We start from the raw sequence: 14,082 nt of genomic DNA on the forward strand, positions 1-14,082 counted from the left end.
GGGCAATAGCTGATTTCACAAAACAGGTTTCAGGGAAGTTGTATGGCAACCATTCATGTAGACGGTAAAGAGTTCGAGGTAGACGGGGCAGATAACCTGCTGCAAGCCTGTCTGTCGCTGGGTCTGGACGTCCCCTATTTTTGCTGGCACCCGGCGCTCGGTAGCGTCGGCGCCTGCCGCCAGTGTGCGGTCAAACAGTATCAGAATGCCGATGACAAGCGCGGCCGCCTGGTCATGTCCTGCATGACCCCCTCCACAGATGGCACCTATATCTCCATCGAGGACGAAGAGGCGAAGGAGTTTCGCAAGACTGTGGTGGAGTGGCAGATGACCAACCACCCCCACGACTGCCCTGTGTGTGAAGAGGGTGGCGCCTGCCACCTGCAAGACATGACGGTGATGACGGGCCACAACAGCCGTCGCTACCGCTTCACCAAGCGCACCCACCAGAATCAGGATCTCGGCCCCTTCATCAACCACGAGATGAACCGCTGCATCGCCTGCTATCGCTGCGTACGCTACTACAAGGATTACGCTGGCGGCGAGGATCTGGGGGTCTACGGTGCCCACGACAACGTCTACTTCGGCCGGGTCGAGGATGGCACCCTGGAGAGCGAGTTCTCCGGCAACCTGGTGGAGGTCTGCCCCACCGGCGTCTTCACCGACAAGACCCATTCCGAGCGCTACAACCGCAAGTGGGACATGCAGTTTGCCCCCAGCATCTGCCAGCAGTGCTCGGTCGGCTGCAACATCAGCCCGGGTGAGCGATATGGCGAGCTGCGCCGCATCGAGAACCGCTTCCACGGCGCCCTGAACCACTACTTCCTCTGTGATCGTGGCCGCTTCGGTTACGGCTATGTCAACCAGGCCGACCGCCCGCGCCAACCCCTGCTTCAGGATGGCAATGACAAGCTGGCCATCACGGTCGATGGCGCCCTCAACCGCGCCGCCGATGCCCTGCGCACCGCGGCCGGCATCATCGGCATCGGCTCGCCACGAGCCTCGCTCGAGAGCAACTTCGCCCTGCGCGAGCTGGTGGGCGCCGCCAACTTCTACGCAGGGGTCGAGCAGAGTGAATGGGCCTGCCTGCAAAAGATGCTGCATGTCCTGCACCAGGGCGGGGTACGAACCCCCAGCCTGCGTGACATGGAAGAGGCCGATGCCGTGCTGGTGCTGGGTGAAGATGTCACCCAGACGGCCGCCCGGATCAGCCTGGCCCTGCGTCAGGCAGTCAAGGGCAAGGGACGTGAGATCGCCCGCAAGCTGAAGGTGGACCTGTGGCAGGTCGCCGCGGTGCAGACGCTCGCTCAGAATGAGCGTTATCCGCTGCTCATCACCAGCCTGGATCAGACCCGTCTGGACGACGTGGCCGCCGATACCCTCCATGCCCCTCACGCCGATCAGGCCCGCCTCGGCTTTGCCATCGCCCACCTGCTCGACGGTTCCGCCCCTGCCCCGCAGGATCTGGGCGCCGATCAGCTGGCTCAAGCGACCCGCTGGGCCGAGCTGCTTGGCAACGCCAAGAAGCCGCTCATCATCGCAGGCTCCGGTGCCCGCAGCCAGGCGCTGATCGAGGCGGCCAGCAACATAGCCCACGCCCTCAAGGGTCGTGGTCAGAGCGTCGAACTGGCACTGGTGGCCCAGGAGGCCAACAGCCTGGGGCTGGCCATGCTGGCCGGCAACGCCGCTCCCCTGGAAGCCGCCCTCGAGCGCATCGAAGGGAGCGAGTCCCTTGCGCTGATCACCCTGGAGAACGATCTCTATCGCCGTGCTCCCCGCAACCGGGTCGATGCTGCCATCAAGCGCCTGCAGCATCTGCTGGTGGTGGATCATCAGGACACCCGCACCGCCCAGCAGGCCCACCTGGTGCTGCCTGCCGCCAGCTTTGCGGAGGCCGATGGCACTGTGGTGAACATGGAAGGCCGTGCCCAGCGCTTCTTCCAGGTCTATGCCCCCGCCTTCTACGACGCCGACATCCAGGTGCGCGAAGGCTGGCGCTGGCTGGCCGCGCTGCAAGGCACGCTGGACGGCAAGTCCCCGCGCTGGAGCAGCTTCGACGAGGTGAGTGCGGCCTGCGCCGCCTCTGCCCCGCTGCTGGCTACCATGGGCGAAGCCGCCCCCAATGCCGGGCTGCGCATCCGCGGCATGAAGCTCGCGCGCGAGCCGCACCGCTACAGCGGCCGCACCTCCATGCTGGCGGATCAGAACGTGAGCGAGCCCCGGGTGGCGCAAGACCCCGACTCCCCCTTCAACTTCTCCATGGAAGGCTACGCCGGTGCCCGCCAACCCCTACAACAGGTGCCGTTCGCCTGGGCGCCGGGCTGGAACTCCCCCTCCGCCTGGAACAAGTTCCAGGACGAGGTGGGTGGCAACCTGCGGGCCGGGGATCCCGGTCGTCGCCTGCTGGAGCCAGGCAGCGAGTCCCTCGGCTGGTTCGACACCATTCCCGCCCCCTTCACCGCCCAGGCGGCGCTGCAAGTGGTGAGCTATGACCAGCTGTTCGGTGGCGACGAACTCTCCGCACGCAGCCCCGTCATCCAGGCCCGCATGGGGGACCCAGAGCTGGTGCTGAACCCGGTCGATGCCGCCCGTTTGGCCCTTCATGCCGGCAATCTGGTGGCCTTCTCCTGGGGTGGTCACCACTGGCGGCTGACCCTGCGGATCAGCGAACGGCTGGCACCGGGTCTGCTCGGCCTGCCCCTGGGCGCCCATGGTCTGCCGACCGCGCTGCACCAGGCCTATGTGACTGACTTGCAGGAGGCCATCGCATGAGCAATGAGCTGATCGATCTGTTGCTGGAGGTAGGCAAAGCCTTGATCGTGCTGGTGGGCATAGTGGGGGCTGGCGCCTTCATGAGCTTCATCGAGCGCCGTCTGCTGGCGCTCTGGCAAGACAGGTACGGCCCCAACCGGGTGGGCCCCTTCGGCCTGCTGCAACTGGCGGCCGACATGGTCAAGATGTTCTTCAAGGAGGACTGGATCCCGCCCTTCGCGGATCGCCGGATCTTCGTGCTGGCCCCCATCATCGCCTTTACCGCCTTCATCCTGGCGTTTGCTGTGGTGCCCATCACCCCCACCTGGGGCGTGGCGGATCTCAACGTGGGGCTGCTCTACATCCTGGCCATAGCAGGACTGGCGGTCTACGCCGTGCTCTTTGCCGGCTGGTCGAGCAACAACAAGTACTCCCTGCTCGGCAGCCTGCGCGCCTCGGCCCAGACCCTCTCCTACGAGGTGTTTCTCGGCCTCTCCTTGATGGGCATCGTCATCCAGACCGGCAGCTTCAACCTGCGGGAGATAGTGGAGGCGCAAGCCGGATTGTGGAACGTGATCCCCCAGTTCCTGGGCTTTATCACCTTCCTGTTTGCCGGGGTTGCCGTCACCCACCGTCACCCGTTTGACCAGCCGGAGGCCGAGCAGGAGCTCGCCGACGGCTATCACATCGAATACGCGGGTATGAAGTGGGGTCTGTTCTTCGTGGGCGAGTACATCGGCATAGTGCTGATCTCCTCCCTCATCGTGACCCTCTTCTTCGGTGGCTGGCACGGCCCCTGGTTGCCGCCCTTCATCTGGTTTGCCCTGAAGACCGCCTGTTTCATGGTGTTCTTCATCCTGCTGCGGGCCTCCCTGCCCCGCCCGCGCTTTGACCAGGTGATGTCCTTTGGCTGGAAAGTCTGCTTACCGCTTACCTTGCTCAACATGCTGGTAACCGGCGCCGTCGTGCTTATGAACGTGCAGTGAGGCACCAATGAAAATTACGAGCATTATCAAGGGTGTTGGCACCCAACTGCGCAGTCTGGGGATGGTCTTCTCCCATGCCTGGCGCCCCCGCGAGACCCTGAGCTACCCGGAGCAGCAGGTCTATGCCGCGCCCCGTTTCCGTGGCCGCATCGTGTTGACCCGGGATCCGGACGGTGACGAGCGCTGCGTGGCGTGCAACCTGTGCGCCGTGGCCTGCCCGGTCGGCTGCATCTCGCTGCAAAAAGCGGAGCGGGACGACGGTCGCTGGTACCCGGAGTTCTTCCGCATCAACTTCTCCCGCTGCATCTTCTGCGGCTTGTGTGAAGAGGCCTGCCCCACCACCGCCATCCAGCTGACGCCGGATTTCGAGATGGGTGAGTATCGCCGCCAGGATCTGGTGTACGAGAAGGAAGATCTGCTGATCAGCGGCCCCGGCAAATACCCGGACTACAACTTCTACCGCATGAGCGGGATGGCCATCGACGGCAAGCCCAAAGGGGATGCCGAGAACGAAGCCAAACCCATCGATGTCAAGAGCCTGCTGCCCTAGGAGTCAATCATGGAACTGGCATTTTATGCCGCGGCCCTGGTCGCCGTTTACAGCACGCTGCGGGTCATCAGCACCAGCAACCCCATGCATGCGCTGCTCAATCTCATCATTTCGCTCATCGCCGTGGCCATGATCTTCTTCTGTCTGGGAGCCTCCTTCGCAGGCGCCCTGCAGGTGATCGTCTACGCCGGCGCCATCATGGTGCTGTTCGTGTTCGTGGTGATGATGCTGAACCTGGGTTCATCCCAGGATCAGGAGCGCAACTGGCTCACCCCCATGACCTGGGGTGGGCCTGCCCTGCTCTCCCTCATCCTGCTCGGCTTCCTGGCCTACGGCATTCTCGGGGTCACCGGCGGCGAACTCGGCCTGACCGACGTCAGTGCGAAAGAGGTCGGCATCGCCCTGTTCGGCCCCTATGTGCTGGCGGTGGAGCTCGCCTCCATCCTGCTGCTGGCAGGTCTGGTCACCGCCTATCACCTTGGCCGTGAAGACAAGAGCGGGGAAGTGCTTTCCGTCCCCAAACCCACCGCTCGCCCATCCCAGGAAGGAGGTCAGCAATGAGTGGTATCCCCATGGAGCACGGCTTGCTGCTCGCGGCAATTCTGTTCTGCATCGGTTTGTGCGGTCTGCTGATCCGCCGCAACCTGCTGTTTATCCTCATGAGTATCGAGATCATGATGAATGCGTCCGCCCTGGCGTTCGTGGTGGCGGGTAGCCGCTGGGCCCAGGCCGACGGCCAGATCATGTACATACTGGTGATTTCTCTGGCGGCAGCGGAGGCCAGTATCGGCCTCGCCCTGTTACTGCTGCTCTATCGTCGTTACCACACCCTGAACGTGGACACTGTGAGCGAGATGCGCGGATGAGCCTCTTATTCCTGACTTTCCTATTCCCCCTGCTGGGATGGCTGGTGCTGGCCTTCTCCATCGGCCGCTTCGGTGAGCGCAGCTCGGCACTGATCGGTGTCGGCAGCATCGGTCTGTCGGCCCTGACCACAATCTGGGTTGGCATCGATTTTCTCGGCAACGTGCCAGAGGGCGGCGTCTATACCCAGACCCTGTGGCAGTGGATGTCGGTGGGTGAATTCCAGCCCACCTTCCGTCTTGCACTGGATGGGCTGTCGCTGACCATGCTGGGGGTAGTGACAGGGGTGGGTTTCTTCATCCACCTGTTCGCCTCCTGGTACATGCGCGGAGAAGAGGGGTATTCCCGCTTCTTCACCTACACCAACCTCTTCATCGCCAGCATGGTGTTCCTGGTGCTGGCCGATGATCTGCTGTTCGTCTACCTCGGCTGGGAAGGGGTGGGGCTGTGCAGCTACCTGCTGATCGGCTTCTACTACCGCAACCCGGCCAATGGGGCGGCGGCCCTCAAGGCCTTCGTGGTGACCCGGGTCGGCGACGTCTTCCTCGCCATCGGGCTCTTCGTGCTCTACCGCGAGCTCGGCACCCTCAACATCCACGAGCTGCTGGTGCGCGCCCCGGCGATGTTTGCCGAGGGCTCCCCTGCCCTGTCGTTCGCCTGCCTGATGCTGCTCGGTGGCGCTGTCGGTAAATCCGCCCAGCTGCCCCTGCAGACCTGGCTGGCAGACGCCATGGCGGGCCCGACCCCGGTCTCGGCACTGATCCACGCGGCCACCATGGTGACCGCCGGTGTCTACCTCATCGCCCGCACCCACGGCCTCTTCCTGCTTGCCCCGGAAATCCTCCATCTGGTGGCCCTGGTCGGTGCCATCACACTAGTGCTGGCGGGCTTTGCCGCCCTGGTACAGACCGACATCAAGCGGATTTTGGCTTACTCCACCATGAGCCAGATAGGCTACATGTTCTTAGGCTTAGGGGTCGGCGCCTGGGAAGGGGCCATCTTCCACCTGATGACCCACGCCTTCTTCAAGGCGCTGTTGTTCCTCTCCTCTGGTGCGGTGATCATCGCCTGCCACCACGAGCAGAACATCTTCAAGATGGGGGGCCTGCGCAAGAGCCTGCCCCTGGTCTATGCCTGCTTCCTGGTGGGGGGCTCGGCCCTGGCCGCGTTGCCGCTGGTCACCGCCGGTTTCTACAGTAAGGACGCCATCCTCTGGCAGGTGCAGGCCAGTGGCCAGAGCGCCCTGCTGTGGGCCGGTCTGGTGGGGGCCTTCCTGACCTCCCTCTACACCTTCCGCCTCATCTTCATCGCCTTCCACGGCAAGCCGCAAACCGAGGCCCATGCCGGTCACAGCCTAGCGCACAAGCTGCCGCTGCTGGTGCTGCTGGTGCTCTCCACCGCGGTGGGTGCCCTGATAGTGCCGCCGCTCGCCGGAGTACTGCCGGCAGGCCCCGGGGATCATATCGAAGAGGGACGCCACAGCCTCGAGATCCTCTCCGGCCTCATCGCCGTGGCAGGTATCGCGCTCGCTGCTTTCCTGTTCCTTGGCGAACGTCGTCTGGCAAAAAGCATCGCAAATAGTGCTCCTGGCCGCGCGCTCAGCACCCTCTGGTTCAACGCCTGGGGCTTTGACTGGTTGTATGACTGGATCTGGGTCAAGCCCTACCTGCTGGCGACCCGCTTGCTTGGCAAGGACCCGCTGGATCGGATGATGAACCTGCCCGCCGTACTGGCACACAGCGGTCATCAGATGCTGGCCTGGACGGTGTCCGGCAAGTTGCGCTGGTACGCAGCCTCCATGGGGATGGGCGCCGTCCTGATCCTGGCGCTGCTGCTGCTCGGCTGATCCATGAGCCCAATATGTGTGGCAGGCCCGGGGCCTGCCCGACTAGAACCTAGACGAGAGCTGATATCGTGACCTTACTCTGGATCTTGTTAATTCCTTTTATCGGCGGCTTGCTCTGCTGGCAGATGGAGCGGCTCGGCGGACAATTCGTTCGCTGGGTAGCCCTGCTCTCCATGAGCGCCTGTCTGTTGCTCTCCGGTGCCATCTGGCTCGGCGGTGACTTCTCCCTCGCCAGCCCCGGCCTCCCCGTCTGGGCGGCCGAGTGGCAGCAACCCTGGATCCCCCGCTTCGGCATCTCATTGCACCTGGCGGTAGACGGCTTGTCGCTCCTGATGGTGATGCTCACCAGCTTCATCGGCGTGCTGGCCATCCTCTGCTCCTGGAAAGAAATCGTGCAGCGCATCGGCTTCTTCCACCTCAACCTGCTCTGGATCCTGGGCGGCGTGCTCGGCGTCTTCATGGCGGTGGACCTGTTCCTCTTCTTCTTCTTCTGGGAGATGATGCTGGTTCCCATGTACTTCCTGATCGCGCTCTGGGGCCATTCGGTTACCGACGGTAAATCCCGGATCAACGCGGCCACCAAGTTCTTCATCTACACCCAGGCCAGCGGCCTCATCATGCTGGTGGCCATCCTGGGGCTGGTACTGACTCACCACGCCGCCACCGGCGTCTTTACCTTCAACTACCTCGACCTGCTCAACACCCCGATGAGCATTGGCGTACAGTGGCTGCTGATGCTGGGCTTCTTCATCGCCTTCGCGGTCAAGATGCCGCTGGTGCCGCTCCATGGCTGGTTGCCGGACGCCCATAGTCAGGCACCGACCGCAGGTTCCGTGGATCTGGCGGGCATCTTGCTGAAGACCGCCGCCTACGGCCTGCTGCGCTTCACCCTGCCGCTGTTCCCGGAGGCCTCCGCCCAGTTCGCCCCCTACGCCATGCTCCTTGGCCTGTTCGGCATCGTCTACGGCGCCCTGCTGGCGTTCGCCCAGACCGACATCAAGCGGTTGGTGGCCTACACCAGCATCTCCCACATGGGTTTCGTGATGATCGCCATCTACTCCGGTAGCGAGCTGGCGCTGCAGGGCGCCGTGGTGCAGATGATCGCCCACGGCCTCTCCGCCGCCGGCCTCTTCATCCTGTGTGGCCAGCTCTACGAGCGCCTGCACACCCGGGACTTGCGCCTGATGGGCGGCCTCTGGGGACGCCTGCGCTACCTGCCCGGGGTGATGCTGTTCTTCTCGGTGGCCTCATTGGGGATGCCGGGTACCGGCAACTTCATCGGCGAGTTCCTGATCCTCATCGGCAGCTTCCAGGTGGCACCGATCATGACCATCATCGCCACCTTCGGTCTGGTATTGGCTTCGGTCTACTCCCTCATCATGCTGCAGCGCGCCTGCTTCGGTGCCCCCAAGGATGAGAAGCCGCTCAAGGGCCTGGACAGACGGGAGCTGGCCATGATGCTGACCATAGCCGGTCTGCTGGTGCTGCTCGGTCTCTACCCGCAACCCGTGCTCGACACCGCCAGCAGCAGCCTGCTGAGCGTGCTGCACTGGTACGCGCTGCCAGCCACAGGAGCACTGCAATGATGCCCTCTGTTTCTCTCTCCCTTTCCTTGTCCACGCCGGGAGCCTTGTCATGACGTTTACCGCCGCCCAACTATTGGCCCTGCTGCCCCTGTTGCTGACCACGGGGGCCATGGTCGCCCTGATGCTCGCCATCGCCTGGAAGCGCTGCGATGACACCGCCTTCGTGGTGACCATCACAGGCCTCAACCTGGCGCTCTTCTCCTTAGCCATCGTCATGGCCCAGGGGGATCAGGGGGTCACTCCCCTGCTGCAAGTGGACAGCTACGCGGTCTTCTACATGGGGCTGGTGCTCATCGGCGCCCTGGCCACCTGTACCTTCGGTCGCTCCTGGCTCAAGGGCTACCCGGACAACCGGGAAGAGTTCTACCTGCTGCTGCTGATCGCCACCGCCGGTGGCCTGGTGCTGGCGGGTTCCCGCCATCTCGCGTCACTGTTTATCGGGATCGAGATGCTGACCCTGCCCATGTTCGGTCTGGTGGGTTATGCCTACCGCGAGCGCCATTCCCTGGAGGCCAGCATCAAGTACATGGTGCTCTCCGCCGCCGCTACCGCCTTCCTGCTGTTCGGCATGGCGTTGCTCTATGCCCAGGCGGGCAGCCTGAGCTTCAGCGATCTCGGTCTGACCCTGGCCCAGAGCCCGGCTCACCAGCCACTGCTGATGGGGGGCTTTGGCCTGATGCTGGTGGGCTTTGCGTTCAAGTTGTCCCTCGCCCCCTTCCACCTCTGGACCCCGGATGTCTATGAGGGCGCCCCGGCACCTGTGGCCACCTTCCTCGCCACCGTCAGCAAGATAGCCGTGTTTTGCGTGCTGCTGCGCTTCTACCTGGCGGTGCCGGCCACCTCGGATCCCATGATCCACTGGCTGCTGGCGGCCATGGCGGTCATCTCCATCGTGGTCGGCAACCTCTTGGCGCTGATCCAGACCAACATCAAGCGGATGATGGGTTACTCCTCCATCTCCCACTTCGGCTACCTGCTGGCGGTGGTGGTGGCGAGCCGCCTCGGCCAGATGCCGGTGGAAGCGGCCGGTGTCTACCTGCTGATGTACCTCTTCACCAGCCTGGGGGCCTTCGGCGTCATCAGCATGATGTCCAGCCCCTATCGCGGCAAGGATGCGGACTCCCTGCACAGCTATCGCGGCCTGTTCTGGAAACGCCCCTACCTGACCGCCGTCATGACGGTGATGATGCTCTCCCTGGCGGGTATCCCCATGACGCTGGGCTTCATCGGCAAGTTCTACCTCATCGGGGTGACGGTCGAGGCGCAACTCTGGTGGCTCTGCGGCGCCATAGTGCTCGGCAGCGCCCTGGGGCTCTACTACTACCTGAGAGTCATGGTCACCCTCTACCTGCGCGAACCCGGCATGCAGCTGCGCGATGCCAAGGCCGACTGGGCCTTCTCCTCCGGCGGGCTGGTGGTGCTGCTCTCCGCCATCATCGTCTTGGCCATGGGGATCTATCCCCAGCCGGTCATCAGCCTGGTGCAGGGCTTCCAGCACCTGGTACTCCACTAAACCGCTCCCCCCAGCGATAAAAAAACCGGCCAGTTGGCCGGTTTTTCATTGCTGCAGAGTATCTGGCGGGATTAGCCCAGACGCACCCGAGCGTTTCTGAACATCCGCATCCAGGCGCCATCCTCGCCCCAGTTGTCCGGGTGCCAGGAGTTCGCCACGGTGCGGAATACCCGCTCAGGGTGCGGCATCATGATAGTCGCGCGGCCGTCCGTGGTGGTGACCGCAGTGATGCCCGCCGGTGCCCCGTTCGGGTTGGCCGGGTACTGCTCGGTGACCTGACCGCGGTTGTCCACGAAACGCAGCCCCACCAGACCGCTGGCTTGCAACGCGGCAAGGTGAGCGGCATCGCGCAGCTCCACCCGTCCTTCCCCGTGGGAGACGGCGATGGGCATCACAGAGCCCGCCATGCCGGCGAAGAAGGCGGACGGAGAGTCCTGTACTTCCACCAGGCTGAAGCGCGCCTCGAAGCGCTCGGAGCGGTTGCGCACGAAGCGCGGCCACAGATCGGCCCCCGGAATGAGGTCACGCAGGTTGGACATCATCTGGCAACCGTTGCACACCCCCAGAGACAGGGTGTCGCCACGCTCGAAGAAGCGCTGGAACTGCTCGCGGGCGCCGTCGTTGAACAGGATGGACTTGGCCCAGCCTTCCCCCGCCCCCAGCACGTCGCCGTAGGAGAAGCCGCCACAGGCCACCAGACTCTGGAACTCTTCCAGCTTGATGCGACCGGACAGGATGTCGCTCATGTGCACGTCCACGGCAGCAAAACCGGCACGATCGAAAGCGGCGGCCATCTCCACGTGGGAGTTGACCCCCTGCTCGCGCAGTACCGCCAGACGAGGAGAGACCCCGCGAGCGATATAGGGCGCAGCCACATCCTCGGACGGATTGAAGCTCAAGGAGGCATGCAGACCCGGGTCGGTCGCATCCTGGCGAGCGGCGTGCTCTTGATCCGCACACTCGGGGTTGTCCCGCAGACGCTGCATCTGCCAGCTGGTCTCGCCCCAGAGGGTGCGCAGGGCGGTACGACTGGCACGATAGACCTCTTGCCCGGCGCGGCTGAACCGCAGGCTGTCCTGGTCGTCGACGCTGCCGATGACATGGACGCAGGCGGCCAGGCCATGGCCCGCCAGCAGGGTCATGACGGCTTCCTTGTCGGCACGGCGCACCTGAATGACGGCACCCAGCTCCTCGTTGAACAGCGCGGGCAACAGCTCGCCACCGACGCGATCGAGCTGGATGTCGAGGCCGCAGTGACCGGCGAAGGCCATCTCGGTCAGGGTGACGAACAGGCCACCGTCGGATCTGTCGTGGTAAGCCACAATCTTGCGATCCGCCACCAGCGCCTGGATGGCGTTGAAGAAACCCTTGAGCTGAGTCGGATTGTCGAGATCCGGCGCGCTGTCGCCGAGCTGGCGGTAGACCTGAGCCAGGGCGGAGGCGCCCAGACGCTGCTTGCCGTTGCCAAGGTCAATCAGGATGAGATCTGTCTCGCCGAGATCGGTACGCAGCTGGGGGGTGACGGTGTTGCGCACATCCTCGACCCGCGCGAAGGCGGTGATGAGCAGGGAGAGCGGCGAGGTGACGCTGCGCTCCTCGCCATCTTGCTGCCAGCGGGTCTTCATCGACATGGAGTCCTTGCCGACCGGGATGGTGATGCCAAGGGCCGGGCAGAGCTCTTCACCCACCGCCTTGACCGCCTCATAGAGACCGGCATCTTCGCCAGGGTGACCGGCGGCAGACATCCAGTTGGCGGAGAGTTTGACCCGCTTCAAGGAGCCGATGTGAGCCGGTGCCAGGTTGGTGAGCGCCTCGGCGACCGCCATGCGGGCGGAGGCTGCGTGGGAGAGCAGCGCCACCGGGGTGCGCTCCCCCAGGGACATGGCTTCCCCGTGATAGCTGTCATAGGTGGCGGCGGTGACGGCGCAATCGGCCACCGGGATCTGCCAGGGGCCGACCATCTGGTCGCGGTTGACCAGACCGGTCACGCTGCGATCGCCAATGGTGATGAGGAAGGACTTCTCCGCAACCGTCGGCAGGCGCAATACCCGCTCGGCCGCGTCACTCAGGGTGATGCCATCCAGTTGCAGGGCCTTGCCCTGGGCGGGCAGGCTCTGCACATCGCGGTGCATCTTGGGCGCTTTGCCGAGCAGCACGTCCAGGGGCAGATCGATGGGCTGGTTGTCAAAATGGGCATCGGAGAGCGTGAGATGCGGCTCGGCGGTGGCGGTACCTATCACGGCGTAAGGGGCGCGCTCGCGCTCGCACAGGGCCTTGAACAGCGCCAGCTTCTCCTGAGGCACCGCCAGTACGTAGCGCTCCTGGGATTCGTTGCACCAGATCTCCAGCGGGCTCATGCCCGGCTCGTCGCTCGAAATGGCACGCAAATCGAAACGACCACCGCGCTCACCGTCGTTGACCAATTCAGGCATGGCGTTGGAGAGGCCACCGGCGCCCACGTCGTGGATGAAGGCGATGGGATTCTCGTCACCGAGCTGCCAGCAGCGATCGATCACCTCCTGGCAGCGACGCTCCATCTCGGGGTTGTCACGCTGTACCGAGGCAAAGTCGAGATCCTCGGCGGACTGGCCGGAGGCCATGGAGGAGGCCGCGCCGCCCCCCAGACCGATGTTCATGGCCGGGCCGCCCAGCACGATCAGGGCGGCGCCCACCGGGATCTCCGCTTTTTGCACATGCTCGCTGCGGATATTGCCAAGGCCGCCAGCCAGCATGATGGGCTTGTGGTAGCCACGCACTTCGACGCCATTGTGGCTCGGCACCAGCTCTTCGAAGGTACGGAAGTAGCCGAGCAGGGCCGGACGGCCAAACTCGTTGTTGAAGGCGGCGCCGCCGAGGGGCCCCTCCTGCATGATGTCGAAGGCGCTGACGATGCGGCTCGGCTTGCCGAAATCCTGCTCCCAGGGCTGTTCGAAACCGGGGATGCGCAGGTTGGAGACAGAGAAGCCCACCAGGCCCGCCTTGGGCTTGGCGCCACGTCCGGTCGCGCCCTCGTCGCGAATTTCGCCACCGGAGCCGGTGGCGGCACCCGGGAAGGGAGAGATGGCGGTCGGGTGGTTGTGAGTCTCCACCTTCATCAGGATATCGACCCGCTCCTGGTGATACTGATACTCACCCTTGCTGCTCGGGAAGAAGCGGCCACCCTGGCTCCCTTCCATCACGGCGGCGTTGTCTTTGTAGGCAGACAGCACATAGTCCGGGGTCTGCTCGAAGGTATTCTTGATCATCTTGAACAGCGACTTGGGCTGGCGCTCGCCATCTATGGTCCAGTCGGCGTTGAAGATCTTGTGACGACAGTGCTCGGAGTTCGCCTGGGCAAACATATAGAGCTCGATGTCGTTGGGATTGCGACCAAGGCGGGTGAAGTTCTCCACCAGGTAGTCGATTTCGTCATCGGCCAGGGCCAGACCCAGGGCGATGTTGGCAGAAGCCAGGGCGCTGCGGCCACCGCCCAGCACGTCCACCTGGGTGAAGGGGCGCGGGGCCTGATGGGCAAAGAGGGCGCTCGCCTGCTCGGGGGCGCTGAACACTGTCTCCATCATGCGGTCATGGAGCAGGGCCGTTATCTCGGCGTGCTGGACCGCATCAAACTCGCCTTCCACGTAATAGGCAATGCCACGCTCGAGCCGCTTGACCTGGGTCAGGCCGCAGTTGTGGGCGATGTCGCTTGCTTTGGAAGACCAGGGGGAGATAGTGCCGGGACGGGGGGTAACGAGGAAGAGTTGGCCGCTGGGGGCATGTTCGGGGATAGTCGGGCCGTAGCGCAGCAACCGTCCCAGTGTCGTTCGCTCCGCATCCGAGAGCGGCGCCGACAGCTCGGCAAAATGCACATATTCGGCATAGATACTGCTTATCTCGAGTCCTCTGTGCGCGAAGCTTTGCAGCAACTTGTTGATACGAAACTCAGACAGTGCAGGCGCACCTCGCAAGATTTCCATATGACCTTTCTCACCAAGTTTTAATGTGTG

Annotated in this window: 9 protein-coding genes; 8 read left to right on the forward strand and 1 reads right to left on the reverse strand. The window is 63.9% G+C overall.

The features are described 5' to 3' along the window. The first annotated feature begins 42 nt into the window (after nt 1-42). From nuoG to nuoN, 8 genes are all read left to right on the forward strand, one after another. Entirely contained in the window at nt 43-2,772 is a 2,730-nt protein-coding gene (gene nuoG, locus M2366_RS01520; protein WP_259268774.1) for an NADH-quinone oxidoreductase subunit NuoG, read from the forward strand. After that, a complete protein-coding gene (gene nuoH / locus M2366_RS01525; protein WP_005324240.1) occupies nt 2,769-3,737 on the forward strand; it encodes an NADH-quinone oxidoreductase subunit NuoH in 969 nt (322 codons plus the stop codon). Before nuoG ends, nuoH begins: the two co-directional genes overlap by 4 nt. A 7-nt stretch (nt 3,738-3,744) precedes the next feature. Beyond that, entirely contained in the window at nt 3,745-4,287 is a 543-nt protein-coding gene (gene nuoI, locus M2366_RS01530) for an NADH-quinone oxidoreductase subunit NuoI (RefSeq protein WP_005324242.1), read from the forward strand. 9 nt (nt 4,288-4,296) lie between these two features. Continuing rightward, nucleotides 4,297-4,848, forward strand: a complete 552-nt coding sequence (nuoJ, locus tag M2366_RS01535) for an NADH-quinone oxidoreductase subunit J (protein WP_005324244.1) — start codon at nt 4,297-4,299, stop codon at nt 4,846-4,848. Beyond that, complete coding sequence (gene nuoK, locus M2366_RS01540; RefSeq protein WP_041205926.1) at nt 4,845-5,153, forward strand: NADH-quinone oxidoreductase subunit NuoK; 309 nt, start codon at nt 4,845-4,847, stop codon at nt 5,151-5,153. Before nuoJ ends, nuoK begins: the two co-directional genes overlap by 4 nt. Then, complete coding sequence (nuoL, locus tag M2366_RS01545) at nt 5,150-6,997, forward strand: NADH-quinone oxidoreductase subunit L (RefSeq protein ID WP_259268775.1); 1,848 nt, start codon at nt 5,150-5,152, stop codon at nt 6,995-6,997. The genes nuoK and nuoL overlap by 4 nt, the downstream gene beginning before the upstream one ends. 68 nt (nt 6,998-7,065) lie before the next feature. Continuing rightward, nucleotides 7,066-8,583, forward strand: a complete 1,518-nt coding sequence (nuoM, locus tag M2366_RS01550) for an NADH-quinone oxidoreductase subunit M (RefSeq protein WP_259268776.1) — start codon at nt 7,066-7,068, stop codon at nt 8,581-8,583. Nucleotides 8,584-8,632: 49 nt separating this feature from the next. After that, nucleotides 8,633-10,096: an NADH-quinone oxidoreductase subunit NuoN gene (gene nuoN, locus M2366_RS01555; protein ID WP_042043675.1), complete on the forward strand. Its 1,464-nt coding sequence runs from the start codon at nt 8,633-8,635 to the stop codon at nt 10,094-10,096. 71 nt (nt 10,097-10,167) lie between these two features. On the opposite strand, the gene purL is transcribed toward nuoN, so the two are convergent. Next, a complete protein-coding gene (purL, locus tag M2366_RS01560) occupies nt 10,168-14,052 on the reverse strand; it encodes a phosphoribosylformylglycinamidine synthase (protein ID WP_259268777.1) in 3,885 nt (1,294 codons plus the stop codon). Between the last annotated feature and the right edge of the window lie 30 nt (nt 14,053-14,082).

Source organism: Aeromonas sp. BIGb0405, assembly GCF_024807335.1.
In the GTDB taxonomy this organism is placed as follows: Bacteria; Pseudomonadota; Gammaproteobacteria; order Enterobacterales; family Aeromonadaceae; genus Aeromonas; species Aeromonas rivuli.